The following is a 16,953-nucleotide window of genomic DNA, read 5'->3' as shown; positions in this document are numbered from 1 at the left end:
GTGCGGCGCGGCCGGATGGAGCGGCAGGGGCTGGAGAACGACAGGGGAAACGAAAGGGAAGCGGAGGGCAGCCCTGGCGCGGCGGCCGGTTTCGACCATCCGATCTTCACCGAAAGCCTGCGCCGCATCCACGCCTGGTTGGGGGAGACGGGTTTCCGCGGCGTGGAGCAGGAGGTGCTCGAACGGCTGGTGCACAGCAGCGGCGATCCGGCGCTGGCGCCCCTGCTGCGCTTCAGCACGGGGGCCTGCGAAGCGGGCCTGGCGGCCCTGTCGGCCGGAACGGCGATCCTCACGGATACGGCCATGGCCGCGGCGGCGGTGACGCCGATGGCGCGGCGCACCTTCGCCAACCCGGTCCATAGCGTGCTGGCCTGGGCTCCGGCGGTGGCGCCGGCCGGCAGTACCCGTGCGGCGGCGGGCATGGCGCGGGCCCTGGCGGAGCATCCCGGTGCCGTGGTGCTGATCGGCAGTGCCCCCACCGCGCTGGAGTGCCTGATCGATCTGACCTGCCCATCTCCTGCTCACGATCCGATGGCACCTGGGCAGGTGGCGCCTGCCCCGATGGCGCCTGGCTGCGTGGCACCGGCCCTGGTGATCGGCATGCCGGTGGGCTTCGTGGGGGTGCTTGAGAGCAAGCGCCGCCTGGCCCGCAGCGGTCTGGCCCAGATCCGCCTGGAGGGCAGCCGCGGTGGTGCCGGTCTGGTCGGCGCGGCTGCCAATGCCCTGCTGCGTCACGTCTGGCTGGCCGCGAACGCCTGAGAGCCGAAGGGAGGGGGTCAGCCTGGTCGCTCAGGCCTCTGGCTCCAGCCCCACCGCCACGTGGCTGTTGGCCTCGATCCGATCGAGCACCTGGCGGGCCCGCTGCACCACCACCGGCGGCACCCCGGCCAGGCGGGCCGCCTCGATGCCGTAGCTGCGGCTGGCGCCGCCCGTCACCACCTGATGCAGGAACACCAGGTCGTCGCCGGTTTCCTGCACCAGCACCTGGGCATTGGCCACGTTGGGCAGCAGATCGGCCAGCTCATTGAGCTCGTGGTAATGGGTGGCGAAGATCGTGCGGGCACCGATCCGTTCGGCCAGGTGCTCGGCCACGGCCCAGGCGATCGAAAGTCCATCGAAGGTGGCGGTGCCCCGGCCGATCTCATCGAGCAGCACCAGGGAATGGCTGGTGGCGTGGTGGAGGATGTTGGCGGTTTCGGCCATCTCCACCATGAAGGTGGACTGGCCGCTGGCCAGGTCGTCGACGGCGCCGACGCGGGTGAAGATCCGATCGGCAATGCCGAGGCGGGCACTGCGGGCCGGAATCCAGCTGCCGATCTGGGCCATCAGCTGCAGCAACCCGCTCTGGCGCAGATAGCAGCTCTTGCCGCTGGCATTCGGACCGGTGAGCACCAGCAGATCCGGAACGGTGGCGGCGTGCGGCGCAGACCCCAGCCTCAGGCTGTTGGCCGTGAAGGGCTCCTCCACCAGCAGCTGCTCCACCACCGGATGGCGACCCGCGTCGATCCAGAGCTCGCGCCCTTCGACGATCTCAGGGCGGCAGTAGCCACCGGTGGCCGCCACCTCCGCCAGAGAGGCGATCACATCGAGCTCGGCCACCCGCCGCGCCGCCTCCCGGATCACGGCGGCCCGCTCCCCCACCTGCTCGCGCAGGGCGCAGAACAGCTCGTACTCCCGCTGGGCGGCCCGGGTCCGCAGCTGCAGGATGCGGCCTTCGCGGCCCTTGAGCTCGGGGGTCACGAAGCGTTCTTCGTTGGCCAGGGTCTGGCGGCGGATCCAGTGCGTTGGCACCGAGGCGGCCTTGGCGCGGCTGACCGAGAGGAAGTAGCCGAAGGTGCGGTGGTACTGCAGGCGCAGGTTGGGGTTGCCGCTGGCGCGGCGCTCCAGGGCTTCCTGCTGTTCCAGCCAGGTGTCCTGGTCGTCGAGCTGGTTGCGCAGGCCATCGAGGCGGGCATCGACGCTGTCGTGGATCAGGCCGCCGTCGCTGAGGCTCAGCGGTGGATCGTCCACCAGGGTGTGGCGCAGCACCGCGGCCAGCTCCACCAGCTCCGGCCAGGTGCGCTGCAGCGCCGTCAGGGGGGGGCTGCTGGCCTGGGCGAGCAGACCGGCCAGCAGGGGCAGCCGCTCCAGGCCGTCGGCCAGGGCCACCAGATCCCGGGCCGAGGCGGTGCCGGCGCCGGCCCGGCCCGCCAGCCGCTCCAGATCACCCATGGGCCGCAGCAGGCGCCGCACACTCAGGCGCAGCGAACGGCTGGCCACCAGTTCGCCCACGCCGTCCTGACGGGCGCTGATCGCGGCCCGATCCACCAGGGGAGCCTCGATCCAGCGGCGCAGACAGCGCCCCCCCATGGCGGTCATGGAGCGATCCAGGGCCCAGAGCAGGGAGCCCTGCAGGCTGCCCCCCAGCTGGGTGCGGGTCAGCTCCAGGTTGCGGCGGGTCTGGGCGTCGAGCACCAGCTGGTCGCCGGCATGCCAGAGCCGAGGCATGTCCAGGGGCACCAGCCGGCCGGTCTCGGTGCCCTCCAGATAGGCGAGCAGTCCGCCGGCGGCGCGCAGGGCCAGGGGGGCCTCCGCCAGCCCCAGGCCATCGAGGCTGGCCAGGCGGAAGCGGGCCAGCAGCCTTGCCCGCGCCTCCGGTGCCGCGAACGGCGTGCGGGGCTGGCTGGTGAGCAGCAAGCCGTCAGGGCACCAGGCCGGTTCGGGCTCTCCGCTCCAGAGCACTTCGGCGGCGTCCTGCTGCAGCAGCTCCTGGTGCAGCAGATCCGTGCCCTGCCGCTCGGTGAGCCGGAATTCGCCGGTGCTCACATCGGCTACGGCCAGTCCCCAGTGGTTGCCCTCCCGCACCACGGCCGCCAGCCAGTTGTTGCGGCGGGCGCTGAGCATGCCCTCGTCCAGCACCGTGCCCGGTGTGAGCACGCGGGTGATCTCCCGCTTGAGCAGGGCCCCCTTGGCTGGGGTGGTCTCCAGCTGATCGCAGAGGGCGACGCTGAGGCCGCGGCGCACCAGTTCGCTGCAGTGGCGCTCAGCCGCATGGTGGGGCAGGCCCGCCATCGGGACGCGCCCGATCGCCTTGCCGGCCTCCTTGCCGGTGAGGGTGAGCTCCAGCAGGCGCGAGAGGGTGATCGCGTCTTCGAAGAAACACTCGAAGAAATCACCCAGGCGGTAGAGCAGCACCCGCTCGGGATGGGCCGCCTTGAGTTCGACGTAGTGGCGCAGCACCGGCGTCAGCTGGGCCGGATCCACCAGGCTGTGGTGATGCCAGCGGGGCAGGTCGTGATCAGGCAGGTCTTCAGCGTCGGCCGGAGCAGCGGCTGCGGCACAGGATCCGTCAGGGGTTGCTGCGCTGGTGGAGCCAATGGGCTCCGTGTCCAGACCACTGAGCTCGCCTCCGTTGCCGTTGCCGTCACCGGTCGCGAGGTCCAGGCCGCCAGCCGCTCTGGCTGGCCGGCGTCGGCGGGGCCGGGCCGTGGCATCGGCCTCCAGCTGGGCGTCGTCCAGGGGCGCCTCATCACCGCTGCGATTTGCCTCGACTGGGGCCTGATCCGAGCTGGGCAGCGCGGCCGGAGCTGCGGCGAACAGGTCTCCCTGCAGCCCCAGATCGTCCACCAGCGACAGCTGCTGCTCGGCTCCCGCGGCCACGCTGGCAGGACGAACGAGGATTGATCGTAAGGGGCCTGGTCGGCCCGCTCCCGACAACTTGTGAAGGAACCTGCCAGCTCCGGGACGGGGGCAGGAATCGTCGTGTGAGAATCCCAAAACTGACCGCCGGCGACCCCATGCCGCTGCCGGCCATCTCCGTTGCCGCACCCATGCAGATCCTCAACACCCTCACCGTTCTGGCCCTGGTGGTGATGTCGTTCGCGCTGGTGGTGGCGGTGCCCGTGCTCTACGCCAGCAGCGACGACAGCGGCCGCTCCAATCGCATCATCCTGCTGGGCGGCGCCGCCTGGGTGGCCCTGGTGCTGCTCAACTGGGGCATGAGCTATTTCGTGGTCTGAACCCCTTGGCCATTTTTGAAGGTCGCTTCACCGACGTTGCCAGCCTCCGCATCGCTGTTGTGGTGGCGCGGTTCAACGATCTGGTGACCGGTAAGTTGCTCAGCGGCTGCCTGGATTGCCTCTCACGCCACGGCATCGATGTGGGCGAGTCGAGCGCCCAGCTTGACGTGGCCTGGGTCCCCGGCAGTTTTGAGATTCCCCTGGTCGCCCAGCGGCTTGCCGGCAGTGGTCGCTATCAGGTGGTGGTCACCCTCGGGGCGGTGATCCGCGGCGACACCCCCCACTTCGATGTGGTGGTGGCCGAAGTGAGCAAGGGCGTGGCCAGCGTCGCCCGTGACACCGGAGTGCCGGTGATCTTCGGGGTACTCACCACCGACACCCTGCAGCAGGCCCTGGAGCGGGCGGGCATCAAGAGCAACCTGGGCTGGAGCTACGGCCTGCAGGCCCTGGAGATGGGCAGCCTCATGGGGGCATTGGCAGACCCCTGAGCCGCTACATGGCACTGGCCGGGCCTGTTGTGCCGGAGCCCCAGCCGCCATGTCCTTTGTGCTCTGGGACCATTTGGACTTAAGTTCAATTCAGATAAAATCCTGTATTGCACTGGCGAAAGCCCCGCAGACTTCTCTTCCTCTGCGCCTCCCTTGATCTGAGCGCTTGCCTGATCCTGGCAGCATTGCTCGATCAGACACGGAGAACCGATCTCCTGGGACAGCCTCGGTGGCTGATCGCCTTCGCACTTCTGTACCTGCTGTTCGGCTGGCTGTTCGGTACTTATACGGTGCTTCGCTGGCCCTGGTTGCGCCTGCGTCTGGTGATCCTGCGCCTGATGATCACAGCCCTGGCAACCATGCTGGTTGTGGCCCTGATGGATTGGCTCTTCAACCTGCCTGTGGGGCTTTACCTGAGCCACCGAAGCACACAGACGTTCCTGCTCGGTTCCCTCACCGTCTGGGCGCTGCTGGTGAGACTGGGCCTCCGCTGGCTGGGCCGCCACTCACCCCAGCGAGACTGGGGCCTGATGGCGACTCCTCACGAAGCCCCGGCAATCCTGCGGGAGTGGCAACGCACACCCTTTGCGGTCACCCCTCGGGTGCTCACCCCTGCGGGCCATGCCTTCCCCCCGGGCGGTGTGGTCCTTGGCAGCGATCTGCGCTTGGCCCCCGACCAGGAACACCAGCTTCAGGTTCTGGGCGACAACGGTGTCCCGATCACAACAGTGATCGAGCTGGCGGAGCGGGAACTGGAGCGACTGCCCCCCGCCCTTCTGCCTGCCGACTGGTTATCCCAGGCTGACATTCCCTGGTCTGACACCTTCAGTGTGCAACGCCAGCTCAAACGTGTTGCCGATGTGGTGGTAGCGGTCCTTCTGCTGGTGGTCTGCCTGCCTGTGATGTTGTTGGCAGCTCTCCTGATCTGGCTTGAGGATCGAGGGTCAGTGTTCTATGTCCAGGAGCGCAGCGGCTGGATGGGCCATACCTTCCGACTGCTCAAGCTGCGCACCATGACCCGCGCCGATCCGAATGCGCCTGCCAGCTGGACCTTGCCTGGTGACTGTCGCATTACGCGGGTGGGTCAGTTACTGCGGCGGGTGCGACTCGATGAACTGCCCCAGTTGATCAACGTGCTCAAGGGCGATATGAGCCTGATCGGCCCAAGACCAGAGCGCCCGGAGTTCGAAGCTGAGCTGGAAATTCATATTCCCCACTATCGCAAGCGCCATTGGATGCGACCAGGCCTGAGCGGCTGGGCTCAGGTATGTGCGCCCTATGCCGCAAGCCTGGAGGAAGCCGAACTCAAGCTCAGTTATGACCTTTACTATCTACATAACTGGAGCACAGCTTTAGACCTGCTGATTCTGATTAAGACGATCAAGATCATTCTCAAGGCAGGGGGCCGCTGAGGTGAAGGCACTGGTGTTTGGCTGCACTGGCCAGGATGGCTCACTGTTGTGTCGCTCGCTGCTGCGCCAAGGGGCAACAGTGGTGGGTGTGTCCCGCTCCAGCAATCCCAACCTGGCAACCCATCAGCAGCTTGGCATCACAGGAGATCTGGAGCTGACCACAGCAGATCTCTGCGATTTCCGCGAGATTCTAGAACTGATGACCCGCCATCAGCCAGAGGAAATCTATAACTTGGCAGCCCAGTCGTCGGTTGGACTTTCCTTTCGTCAACCGGTGGACACCTTTAACAGTATCATCAATGGCACGATCAACCTACTGGAGGTTGCACGCTTCGCCGACTTCAATGGACGACTCTATTTTGCCGGCAGTAGTGAGATTTTCGGAAATACGCCGCGACCCGCCGATGTGCGGAGTCCGCGCCAGCCTCTGAGCCCTTATGCCATCGCAAAAGATGCCAGCTTCAATACGGTGCAAGTCTATCGACAAGCCTATGGTCTCGGCTGCGTGACCGGCGTCCTGTTCAACCACGAATCACCCTACCGCTCCTCCACATTCGTAACCCGAAAGATCGTTGACGGGGCATTACGCTGCCGACACGATTCCCGATTTCGCCTACAGCTAGGAGATCTGTCTGTAGCGCGAGACTGGGGCTGGGCCGAAGAATATATCGACGCCATGCAGCTGATCCTTCGCGCCGACTGCCTGGAGGACCAGGTGATCTGTACTGGAAGAATGGAAACTCTGGAATATTTTGTCGCCCGCGTATTCCGGGAGCTTGACCTCGACTGGCACGATCATGTCGACCTTGTGGAGAGCCTGCGGCGTCCCTCGGAAATCCTCAGCAGTGTCGGAGATCCCGCGCCGATGCTGGAACGCCATGGCTGGCGGGCACGGCTTGATGTGGATGGTGTGATCGCAGCCCTGATCAGCCACGCCTGCCCCTGATCCGGGGACTGGGACGGTCGGTGGTGGATCCGTAGGCCTCCAGATGGTCCTGCACCAGCCGCTCGGGGGCGAAATGACGACGCAGCCGGGCATAGCGCTCTCCTCCCAGCCGGTGACTCGGCCGCGGCAGAGTCCCCTGCCCGGCCGCGGCCAGCAGCTCGCTCCAGACCCGTGCATTCAGGGCCGGCAGCAGGGTCGCGAAGCTCTGGCCAACCTCCCGGTGCACCTCCAGATCTGAGGCCACCACTGGCGTGTCACAGGCGAGAGCTTCGATCAGCGGAAGGGAGAACCCCTCAGCCAGGGAGGGCACCAGCACGGCTTCGGCGTGGCGGTAGAGCCAGGCCAGCACCGGATCCGTCGCTGCCAGTTGCAGCACCGCATCCTCCAGACCCTGGCCATGGATCCAGCGCCGCTCCTCGGCTCTCCAGGGGCCTCCTCCGGCACAGACCAGCAGGGGCTGATCCCTGCGACCCCGATCGCCGTCGCCGCCATGCAGCAGGCTCAGGGCCCGCAGAAGTGTGAGGCCGTTCTTGTAGGCGTGGCGCTTGCCCACCATCAGCCAGAACCGTCGCCCCTCCAGCGCCTCCACGGGCTGGGGGACCAGCCTGTCGATGGCGGTGGCGAGGTGGATCACCCTGAGGGGCGTCCGCAGGGTCGGCTGGAAGAAAGCCAGGTCGTCGGCGCTGGCGGCGCTGATGCTGATGATCAGGTCAGAGACCTCCAGCCACCCCGGCTTGTTGGCATGGGGGGAACGCAGGGCCGGCAGGAAAAAGTGCTCGGGATGGCGCTCCGGCGTCATGTCGAACAGGCTGCTCACCAGGCGTTGGTGGCTCTGCAGCCGATAGGGCCCGCCGCCGTAGAACGTGGCGTGCACCACATCCGCCCGCCGCCAGGGCAGGTGACCGGACCAGGGCCAGCAGCCCTGGCGCTCCTCCGCCATCAGCACCTCTGCGCCCGCAGCGCGCAGATTCAGGGCCAGTTCTCGGAAGTAGCGGCTGATCCCCCCCCGCCGCTGCCGCCGGAAGATCTGGCCATCGAAGCCGATGCTGACGCTCTGGGAGAAGCGAGAGGGCATGCTTCAGTCTCCGGTATCCCGGGTCACAGCGTGCCCATGGACCCCCTCCCTGCCGCCCCTGTGCCCGTGAAGGCTGCGTCTCCCGAGACCGATGCCGCAGGGTCCGGTTCGGAAGGCGGGCTGCCGCTGGTGACGGTGATCACCCCCTGCCTCGAAGCCGCGAGAACCTTGCCCGAGACGCTCACGAGCGTGGCGCGGGCTCGGCAGATTCTGCGGCAGGCCGGTGAAGACCTGGAGCATCTGGTGATTGATGGCGGCTCCCGTGACGGCACCCAACGGCTGCTGGAGCGGCATGCAGACCGTCATCCCTTCTGCCGCTGGCAGACGGACATCGGCGGCGGCCCCTATGCCGCCATGAATGTGGGCCTGCGGCTGGCGCGTGGCCACTACAGCCACGTGCTCAACGCAGACGATCTCCTGCTGGATCCGGGCGCCTACGCGGCCTTCCTGCTGCAGGCTCGTCGGCGGGAAGCCGCTCTGCTGCTGGCCTCGATCGGATACTTCCGCCGGCCCGATCGTTGGCTGCGGGCCCGGTGGATGGTGCCATCCCCGCCGCGGGATCCGGCCCTCTGGCATCAGCGGCTGCGCAGCGGGCTGCACTACCCCCATCCCGGCTTTCTGGCCGAAACCGCCCTCTACCGGGCCACCGGGTTCGATGAGCGCTACAGCCTCTCCGCCGACTACAAACTGATGCAGACCCTGCTGCTGCGACCCGAGCTGGCGGATCGCGTCCAGATCTGCTCGGACCCGCTGGTGGCGATGGCGGAGGGTGGGGCCACCAGCGGCTGGCGGGCGATCCTGCGGGGCCGGAGGCAGTTGGCCGCGATCAACCGGGAGCTGGGGATTGTGGCGCCGCCCTGGCAGCGCTACTGGGGCAAGCTGCGCCTGCGGCTGGGGCCGCGTCCGGCTCCGATACCCTTGCCCGATTGTCCAGGAGAGGAGGGGTGGCGCCGCTGAACATCGCCTTTGATGTGAGTCAGACGGGCCCGCGCAAGGCCGGTTGCGGGTTCTATGCCGCCGCCCTGATCGACGGCCTGCTGGCCTCGGGTGCACCGCATCGCTACACCCTGCTCACCAGCTTCGGCGATTTCTTTCACGATCCCAGCCAGGCGGCGGCCTTCCCCCATCGCCGTCAGGGTGTGGCCTATGGACCCCGCCTGCCGCGACGCAGCGATGCAGAGGCCTTCTGGCGGGATCGGCAGCGGGTGAACGATCAGCTCGCCGGCTTCGATCTGGTGCACGCCAACAACTTCTGGTGTCCGCCCTGGCGGCTCCGTTCCACCCTGATCTACACGCTCTACGACCTGAGCTTTGCCGAGCATCCCGAGTGGACGACCGAAAAGAATCGGCTCGGTTGCTTCCAGGGTGTGCTGCAGGCCTCCCTGCGGGCGGACTGGCTGGTGGCCATCTCCCATGCGTCGAAGCGTGCATTCCTGCGTCATTTCCCCCACGTGCCGGCGGAGCGGGTGCGGGTGATCCATCCGGCCTCGCGCTTCGATCAGCCCGGCTTCGATCTGCAGCCCAGCCAACCGCGAGCCGCACTGTTCCGCAGCGGCCGGCCCTTCCTGCTCTCCACCGGCACGATCGAACCGCGCAAAAACCAGCGCTTCCTGGTGGAGGTGTATCAACGCTTCCGGGAGAGGGGCGGAGCGGCGATTCCGCTGGTGTTTGCCGGTGGCAAGGGCTGGTTGATGGAAGGCTTCGAGAAGGATCTGGCGGCATCGCCCTGGGCCTCGGATATCCACCTGCTCGGCTATGTGAGTGATCGGGAGCTGATCTGGCTCTACCGGAACTGCCTGTTGAACCTCTACCCAAGCCACTACGAGGGCTTTGGTCTGCCTGTGCTGGAGGGGATGGGGCAGGGGGCAGCGGTTCTCAGTTCCTCGACCACCTCACTGCCCGAGATCGTCGCGGATGCCGGCATCCTCCTGGCACCGGATGATCGCGACGGCTGGGTGGAGGCCATCGAGAGTCTCCTGAACCAGCCCCAGAGGCTTGCCGGTCTGGCTGCTGCAGCCCGGGACAGGGCTGCAGCCTTCAACTGGCAGGACAGCACCCGCCAGCTGCTGGAGCTCTACGAGGAGGCCGCGGCAGCCTCGGCGGCCTGACCCTCCAGGGCATGACGTCGACTGGCACGGCGCAGCTCCCGCAGAGCGGAGATCCCGACGCGATGGTTCCAGCGCCACTGACTGCGCATCGTTTCCAGATAGAGGCTGATCTTGAAGCGCAGGGGATGGTCGCTGCGGTCGATCCAGGCCGCCGTGCTGTGGTGCGCGTAGGCGAAGACCCATCGCAGCGGCACCTGGCCGTCGTAGGCCTTGAACATCTCGGCGATCTCCCGATGCACGGCCGGCCGGTCCCTGAGGGTCTTGTTGTCGGCGTAGAGGCGGGAGCCGGCCAGCTTGTCGCTCAGGTAGGCGAAGCGGCAGCCGGCATCGGCAAGCCTGAGCCAGTAGTTGTAGTCCATGCAATACCGCAGACCCGGATCCAGCAGACCCACCGTCTCCACCACGCGCCTGCGGAAGAACAGGGCCGGCTGGCAGATGAAGCAGGTGTGGCGCAACAGTTCCGGATCCCAGAAGGTGGTGGGGTAGGCCTCGAAGGCCCTGTCATTCAGGTCGATGTGATCGGCAGCTCCGTACACCACATCCAGGTCGGGATCGTTGGCGAAGGCGGCAGCCACCCTTGCAAAGGCACCGGGGTAATAGACGTCATCCGAGTTGATCCAGGCGATCACATCACCGCCGGCCGCCTGCAGACCCTGGTTCACAGCGTCAGCCTGGCCTCCATCCGGCCGCGACACCCAGCGCACCCCGTCACCTGCGGCCTCCAGCACCTGCAGGGTGTCGTCGGTGCTGCCGCCATCGAACACCAGATGCTCATGGGCGGGATGGCTCTGACTGGCCACGCTGGCCAGGGTGCGGGCCAGAAAGGCCCCCTGGTTGTACGAGGGCGTCACGACACTGATGCGGATCGATGCGCTCATGGAACGGTGCTGCGGAGATGATTCTCGGAGGCGCTCAGCCTCAGGCCACCGGACCGGCGGCATGGGCTTCCTGGAACAGCTCCCAGTACTGCTGAGCCATCACAGCCGGCTGGGCGTAGGCGTCTGCCTGGCTCAGGCCCCGCTCGATCAGCCGGTCTCGCAGGGCCGGATCCTCCGCCAGCTGGCGCAAGGCATCGGCGATCTGCTGGGGATGGCCGGGATGGAAGCGCAGGGCGGCCTCCCCGGCCACTTCCCCCAGGGCGGTGGTGTCGCTGCAGGCCACCGGCAGGCCGCGGGCCATCGCCTCGATCACCGGCAGGCCGAAGCCTTCGTAGAGGGAGGGGAACACCACGGCCAGGGCGTGCTGGTAGAGCCCCTCCAGCTCCGCATCGCTGACGAATCCGGGCAGGAGGACGGCCTCAGCCAGACCGAGCTGCTCTGCCAGCTCGCGCAGGGGCTCGAGCCGGTCGACGCCATCACCGGTGCACACCAGTTTCAGGTCGGCTGGCAGCCCCTGGTGGCGGGCCATGGCGAAGGCACTGAGCAGCAGTTCATGGTTCTTGTGACGCCAGAGATTGGCGGGGTAGAGGAAGAAGCGTCCGGAGGGCAGGGCGCAGGGGGGCTCAGCCATCGGCACGGCCCTGCGGCTGAGGGCCATGCGGTGGGGAATGACCACGATCCGGCCGGGATCGCCCCCCAGCTCGATCGCCTCCTGACGGGAGAACTGGGAGATGGCCGCGATGCGACTGGCCTTCGCCAGCATCTGGCGGAAATGCTCCAGGCGCTCCCGGCGGGCCGCGGCGGGGAAGAAGTCGGGATAGGCCTGCACCTGCAGGTCGTGGAAGGTGGACACCGTGGTGAGGCTGGCCCGGTGCAGCAGCGGTGCTCCAAAGGGGCAGTAGAGCAGCTGCGCTCCCTCGCCCCGGTTCGGTTGCCCGGTCTCCACCGGCGTCCCGGGCCGCGAGGCCAGACGTCGACGCCAGCGGCGACCCGCCCGACCCAGACGCCGCGAACCCAGCCAGCGTCCGGCCGCCACCGCGGGGATGACCGGACCGACGTGGAGATTCGGCTCCAGCGGCGATGCGAGTGCCAGTTCCGGCAGCAGCTCGGGCCGACAGGTGCAATCGAATCGCACCTGGGGGTGCTGACGGGCCAGCTCGGTCAGCAGGGTGAGGATGAACGGCTTGGCGCCACCGTTGGCGCCACCGGGGAGCATCGGGGTGAGGTCCACCCAGAGGTGTTCCAGGGGGGGAGGGGGGGCAGGCATCGGCAGGCCGGCGGAACGATCAGGACTGGCGCCCCGCAGTCGGTGCAAAGCAGCGACCCAGGGCCCGCCAGGGTTTGGTGATGGCCCAGGAGCTGCTGCGCAGCAGGGCTTCCAGCCGTTGTTCGAGATTGTCAATCCTGGCCAGCAGGGCGCTGCGTTCGCGGGCCCAGTGCTGTTGATTCGCTTCCCATTGCTGCTGCTGCCGGTCCAGCTGCTGGCGGCACACGCCGGCCTGGTGCCATTGCTCCTCGGTGAGACGACACAGCAACGCCGCCTCCTGCAGGGCCCAGTGGCTCTGGCGTGCCTGGAAGGCCTGATCGTGCTGGCAGAAGGGCGCAGCGAGCCGTCCTACCGCCCGGATGTCGTGCTGGTCGGGGGTCGTGCCGCGGGTGCTCTTCTCATCGTGGATGCCACTCACATCGCTGGCGTAGTAGGGCGTCTTGCCGAGCTGCTGCCAGAGATCGAGGCAGAGGGCGATGTCTTCGCCGCACACCCGGAAGCTCTCGCGCAGCCCCCCCACCGCCAGGAAATCGGATCGACGCAGCAACATCAGGGCGCCGGTGACCGCGGGGATCGGGCCTGATTCGAGCGCTTCCGGGCCCTCGGCGTCGATCAGGGGCCCCAGCTGGGGTCGCAGGCGGTTGTACGGCAGACCCTCCGGGGAGGAAAACAGCAGCCCGGCATGGCTGATCTGTCCGCCCGACTGGCGCAATCGACCGCCCAGCACCCCGACCTCCGGGTGCTGGCTGAGGAGATGGATGGCGCGATCGATACTTCCGGGATCAAGGATGAGATCATCGTTGAGTAGCAACAGCCACTCACCCTGCGCCTGCCGCGCCAGAGCGTTCATGTTGCTGGCGAAGTGATACGGCTGCCGCTGAGCGATCCGAAATCCCGGCAGAGCAGGCGCGGGGGGCTGGAGAGCGTTCTCAGCCTCAGCGCTGCCATTCCAGGAGCAGAGCACTTCATCACCCGGGTGCCAGAACGCCCGGGCGTCCTGGAGTGTGGCCAGCATGCGGTTGAGCAGCTCCGGTGTGCGGGAGATCACCAGGCAGGAAAGGCCACCGGCCCGGTGGAGGTCCGTGTCCACGGCGGCTGTGGACATCACGCCAGGGTCCATCCTTCCTCGGGCCCGGCGGCGAGACTCAGCTGCAACCAGGGATGACGCTGCTGCAGGTGGCGGCTCACCAGCCGCAGCCGCTGATGGGTGGCGGTGGCGAGCATCGATTCAGGGTGGCGGTGGTAGGTGGCCAGCCGCTGCGGAGCCAGCACGCCCTGGTAGCCGGCTTCCATCAACTTGCACCAGAAGTCGTAATCCTCCCATCCGCCCGGAATGTGGGCATAGCCCCCCACCGCGTCCCAGGCGCTGCGCCGCACCAGGGCCATGGCGTCCAACAGGTTGCGATCCAGGAAATGGCAGCGCTGCCAGCTGCGGCCGCTGATCAGGCTGGGCGCCGCCCCTGTGGAGTCGCTGCCCTGCAGCACGCCGTCCTGGAGCACCTCCACCAGGGGATGCACCACGGCGATGTCTGCCGGGCTCGCCTGAGCCAGGCGCAGGCAGGCGGCCACCGCCTCGGGGTGGAGCAGGTTGTCGGCATCCAGCACGAAGCACCAGGGAGCCTGGGCGAGCCTGAAGGCGGTGTTGCGTGCGGCCGCCAGACCGCCATTGCCGGTGTGCCGCACCAGCAGGGCACGCACGAAGCGTTGACCGTGGCGCTCCAACCAGGCCAGGCAGCGCTGCTCGCCACCGTCCTCGGAAGCATCGTCGACCACGATCAGCTCGAGGGGTCCATGGCTCTGGACGAGGACGCTTTCGAGGGCCGCGGTGATCCGGTCGGCGTAGTTGTGCAGGCTGATGCACACCGCCGCCGTGGGCGTCTGCACCATCCCGCCTGGCCCGGAGGCGTCGCCTTGCCAGGCCCACAGAAGCGTGTGGGCGGGCCTGGGGGTCTGCACCGGCGGTGGTGCTGGCGCCCCCTGGCCCCGCCAGCGCAGTTCCCCCTGCAGCTCCATCGCGCTGAGTGGCGCCACGAAGCCCTGGGGCGGCAGCCAGCCCGGTGCCGGGTCAGAGGGGGGCATCAGGGCCTGCCACCCCCGCAGCAGCCGCTCACTGCCTGGGGGCTCGAGCCGCACCAGCTGGATGCCGGCACGGTTGCAGGCATCCAGCCAGGCGGCCAGCAGCCTGGCCTGCTGCGGGGTCTCGATCGCCAGGTCGTCGAACTCCGGCCAGCCCCAGATCGGTGGCGCCAGGCTTCGTTCCCACTCTGCTCCCAGACTGCCGAAGGCGAGGATGGGCGCCAGCCCGGCCAGGGCCGCCGCGGGTGGTACTCCGAGCTGCCGCGCGGCTTCGGCCTCCGCCTCCTCCACCGCCAGCCAGCCGTTGGGGGCGACGCCGGGCTCGAGGGGTTGGGCATTGATCCCCAGGCGACGCAGCAGCGGCACCTGCTCGGCCCTGGCGAACACCCAGGGCAGCAGCGCCAGACCGAGCAGCTGCAGGCTGGCGGGGCCCGGCGGCAGGGGGCTCAGCACCAGGGCGATGACCGACTCAGCCGCTTCGGGCGGCGCCTGCCCCTCGATCAACGAGAACCCCGGCGGCAGGGGTGCATGCTGCAACCAGGCATGGACCTGCCAATCGTGCAGGTGGGTGCCCAGTACCTGCAGGCGGCAGCGCTGTGGAAGCGGCGGTGGATCCGGAAGCAGGGCAGCGGGCAGGGTGAAGCTTCCGGGGGGGGCAGCGGCGATCGCGGCCAGATCGTCGGCGCTGAAGCCCTGCCGTTGCCAGTGACGGAGCCGCTCCACCGCCTGCTGGAGATCGTCACCCTCCAGGGCCAGAGCTGCTGCCCCCCACGGATGGAGCCCCTCCAGTCGGGCGGCGCGCCAGAGCGCCTGCCGCTGCAGTGTGCCGGCCAGCCAGCGCGGTTCGGCCACCGGGGAGGGCGGGATGCCGGCCGCCAGACCCACGGTGAGGAAATGGCGCAGCGGTGCTCCCCGAACGGTGAGGCCTCGGTTACGACAGGCCAGCCGGTAGGCGTCCCCCTCGAAGGCGGGATGGGGGGAGCGCTGCTCCCGCCATCCCCGCCACCAGTAGTGGCAGAGGGGGTCGTGGTCCAGGCCCAGACCCGGCGCCTGGCGGCGATAGTGGGCCGGATCGAACCAGGGGCCCACCTCCGCCTGGGGCGCCAGGGAAGCGCGCCGATGGATCAGCTGGGAGCGCAGGGAGCGGCCGGCCGGTGCGATCGGCGGTATCTGCTGGCGCCCCGGCGCCGCCAGCCAGCGAACCAGCCGCCTCTGCCGGCGTTCCCGATCGGGTGGCCCCGCAGCCAGCTCCTGCAGCGCACGGTGCAGCCGACGAAGGCGCGGGTGCAGGGCCTGGGGGAGCTCGGCGCGGGAACGGCGGCTGCGCCGATGACCTGGGCGGATGCAGGCCGCGGCAGCCTCGAGGGCCGCTGACATGGGTTCGGCTTCCAGGCAGAAGAGTCCCAGGGCCTGCAGCTGGCGGCGGCAGGTCGAAGGATCGAACCAGGCGCCATAGTCGACCACCAGCAGGGGAAGATCAGCGGCATCCAGCAGAAGCGCACGGTTGTGGCGCCACCAGAGGCGCTGGGCCCGCCAGGCGGTCATGCCGGCGGCCCGGCGATCGCGCTGGAGCAGCGACACCATCACCTCGGCGGGATCCCGCACGCTCAGCACCAGCTTCAGGGGCACCCCGCGCTGCGCGGCGACCTGGCGCCAGAGCGGCAGCAGCAGGCACGTGCGCGGATCCTTGATGGCCCAGGGCCCAAGCTGGCGCCGCTGCTCCTGCGCCAGAAGCCGGTCGAGGCTCTCGGCAGCGCTGCGTACGGCGGGAAAGTCGAGCCAGCCCTCGGGCCGATGCAGCACCCCCGCTTCCGACGGCCACCACTGGCCCATTGCGATCAGCAGCTGCTCCTGCAGAGCCGTGATGTCGGAACGTTCGTAGTAGCCCTCGGGGTTATGGGCATCGCCGGCGATCAGATCACCCGGCAGCGGCACCCCCAGTGCCGGCAGCAGCGAGCCCAGCAGCGAGGTGCCGCTGCGATGCATTCCCACCAGCAGGATCAGGGACGGGGACTCCGGCGGGCTCAATCCGGGGACGGTTGGACAGGGGGCTCACCGTAAAGGGAGCGTTCCCAGGCGCTCCAGCGGGGGTTCACCGCATGGATGCGGGCACGGTCTGCCGCGCTGAACCAGGGCTCAAAGGCTGGGTCCACCACAGGCTTGGCATTTTCCCGCGGTGGTGAGTGCAGCGCCGGCGTGCCCGGCGGCAGCAGGGGCAGCAGATGCTGATTGAAGTCGGCCGTGAAGTGCTCGAGCCGCAGGGCGCACATCTCGGACGTCAGGCCGAAGTACTGGAGCCACCAGTCTGCAGCCACCCAGGTGCCGCCAAGGCGGAGTGAATAGGAGAGCCCGCTGCGAACCGGCTCAAACGGGAGATCCGGCAGGTTCATGTGCCGCCGCTTGTGGTGCCAGTCGCTGATCAGCCAGGCGTCCAACCGCCGCGCCGTGATGAAGCGGCGCCGCTGCCCGGCCTTCCAGCGGCCAAGGCTTTCCCTGAGGGCAATGGAATCGTGCTTGGCGGGGGTGTCGTCGGCATCGACGGCGATCCCGGGGAGATTGAGCTCGCGGAACAGACGCGTCATGGTGGTGCCGCCGGTCTTGGGCAGATGAAGCCACAGGAACGTGTCGGCCACGATCATCGATACCCGCCTCTCGGTGGTGGATCAGCAGCGACATCCTGGCTGCCGCCGGCACGGCCCCCCATA

General features: G+C 68.3%; 14 protein-coding genes. 7 read left to right on the top strand and 7 right to left on the bottom strand.

Annotation, left to right across the window (positions count from 1 at the left end; all coding sequences use genetic code 11):
• Positions 1–759, top strand: coding sequence for a precorrin-8X methylmutase (locus H8F24_RS06570; protein ID WP_231598154.1), 759 nt, complete (start codon positions 1–3; stop codon positions 757–759).
• Positions 760–789: 30 nt separating this feature from the next.
• On the opposite strand, the gene mutS is transcribed toward H8F24_RS06570, so the two are convergent.
• Positions 790–3,639 carry a DNA mismatch repair protein MutS gene (mutS, locus tag H8F24_RS06565; RefSeq protein WP_197171504.1) on the bottom strand — a complete coding sequence of 950 codons (2,850 nt, stop codon included), beginning with the start codon at positions 3,637–3,639 and terminating at the stop codon, positions 790–792.
• A gap of 170 nt (positions 3,640–3,809) precedes the next feature.
• On the opposite strand from mutS, the gene psbZ reads away from it, so the two are divergent.
• The 4 genes from psbZ (at position 3,810) to H8F24_RS06545 (ending at position 6,844) form a co-directional block, all read left to right on the top strand.
• The gene (gene psbZ, locus H8F24_RS06560; RefSeq protein WP_197158954.1) at positions 3,810–3,998 is read left to right on the top strand and encodes a photosystem II reaction center protein PsbZ; all 189 of its coding nucleotides are present in this window, start codon (positions 3,810–3,812) and stop codon (positions 3,996–3,998) included.
• Positions 3,999–4,003: 5 nt separating this feature from the next.
• The gene (ribH, locus tag H8F24_RS06555) at positions 4,004–4,486 is read left to right on the top strand and encodes a 6,7-dimethyl-8-ribityllumazine synthase (RefSeq protein WP_197157525.1); all 483 of its coding nucleotides are present in this window, start codon (positions 4,004–4,006) and stop codon (positions 4,484–4,486) included.
• Positions 4,487–4,776: 290 nt separating this feature from the next.
• Positions 4,777–5,898, top strand: a complete 1,122-nt coding sequence (locus H8F24_RS06550) for a sugar transferase (protein ID WP_231598153.1) — start codon at positions 4,777–4,779, stop codon at positions 5,896–5,898.
• A 1-nt stretch (position 5,899) separates the two neighbouring features.
• Positions 5,900–6,844: a GDP-mannose 4,6-dehydratase gene (locus H8F24_RS06545; RefSeq protein WP_197157528.1), complete on the top strand. Its 945-nt coding sequence runs from the start codon at positions 5,900–5,902 to the stop codon at positions 6,842–6,844.
• Here H8F24_RS06545 and H8F24_RS06540 read toward each other — a convergent pair.
• Complete coding sequence (locus H8F24_RS06540) at positions 6,825–7,919, bottom strand: glycosyltransferase (RefSeq protein ID WP_197171500.1); 1,095 nt, start codon at positions 7,917–7,919, stop codon at positions 6,825–6,827. The two genes, H8F24_RS06545 and H8F24_RS06540, sit on opposite strands and share 20 nt — an antisense overlap.
• 36 nt (positions 7,920–7,955) lie before the next feature.
• On the opposite strand from H8F24_RS06540, the gene H8F24_RS06535 reads away from it, so the two are divergent.
• Positions 7,956–8,876, top strand: a complete 921-nt coding sequence (locus H8F24_RS06535) for a glycosyltransferase (protein WP_197171498.1) — start codon at positions 7,956–7,958, stop codon at positions 8,874–8,876.
• Entirely contained in the window at positions 8,864–10,027 is a 1,164-nt protein-coding gene (locus H8F24_RS06530; RefSeq protein ID WP_197157534.1) for a glycosyltransferase family 1 protein, read from the top strand. Before H8F24_RS06535 ends, H8F24_RS06530 begins: the two co-directional genes overlap by 13 nt.
• Here the strand turns inward: H8F24_RS06530 and H8F24_RS06525 are convergent.
• Genes H8F24_RS06525 through H8F24_RS06505 form a run of 5 tightly spaced genes read right to left on the bottom strand, consistent with a single transcriptional unit; the run spans position 9,994 to position 16,881 of the window.
• Positions 9,994–10,905: a glycosyltransferase family 2 protein gene (locus tag H8F24_RS06525; RefSeq protein WP_197157536.1), complete on the bottom strand. Its 912-nt coding sequence runs from the start codon at positions 10,903–10,905 to the stop codon at positions 9,994–9,996. The two genes, H8F24_RS06530 and H8F24_RS06525, sit on opposite strands and share 34 nt — an antisense overlap.
• 40 nt (positions 10,906–10,945) lie before the next feature.
• A complete protein-coding gene (locus H8F24_RS06520; RefSeq protein WP_197157538.1) occupies positions 10,946–12,172 on the bottom strand; it encodes a glycosyltransferase family 1 protein in 1,227 nt (408 codons plus the stop codon).
• Between the two features lie 19 nt (positions 12,173–12,191).
• The gene (locus tag H8F24_RS06515) at positions 12,192–13,277 is read right to left on the bottom strand and encodes a glycosyltransferase (RefSeq protein ID WP_197157540.1); all 1,086 of its coding nucleotides are present in this window, start codon (positions 13,275–13,277) and stop codon (positions 12,192–12,194) included.
• Positions 13,277–16,276, bottom strand: coding sequence for a glycosyltransferase (locus tag H8F24_RS06510; RefSeq protein WP_197171497.1), 3,000 nt, complete (start codon positions 16,274–16,276; stop codon positions 13,277–13,279). Before H8F24_RS06510 ends, H8F24_RS06515 begins: the two co-directional genes overlap by 1 nt.
• Complete coding sequence (locus H8F24_RS06505; protein ID WP_231598152.1) at positions 16,273–16,881, bottom strand: hypothetical protein; 609 nt, start codon at positions 16,879–16,881, stop codon at positions 16,273–16,275. The genes H8F24_RS06510 and H8F24_RS06505 overlap by 4 nt, the downstream gene beginning before the upstream one ends.
• Between the last annotated feature and the right edge of the window lie 72 nt (positions 16,882–16,953).

It is taken from the genome of Synechococcus sp. CBW1002 (assembly GCF_015840915.1).
Classification (GTDB): Bacteria; Cyanobacteriota; Cyanobacteriia; order PCC-6307; family Cyanobiaceae; genus CBW1002.
Note: the sequence above shows the minus strand (reverse complement) of the source record. Positions and strands in the feature narration are given on the sequence as shown.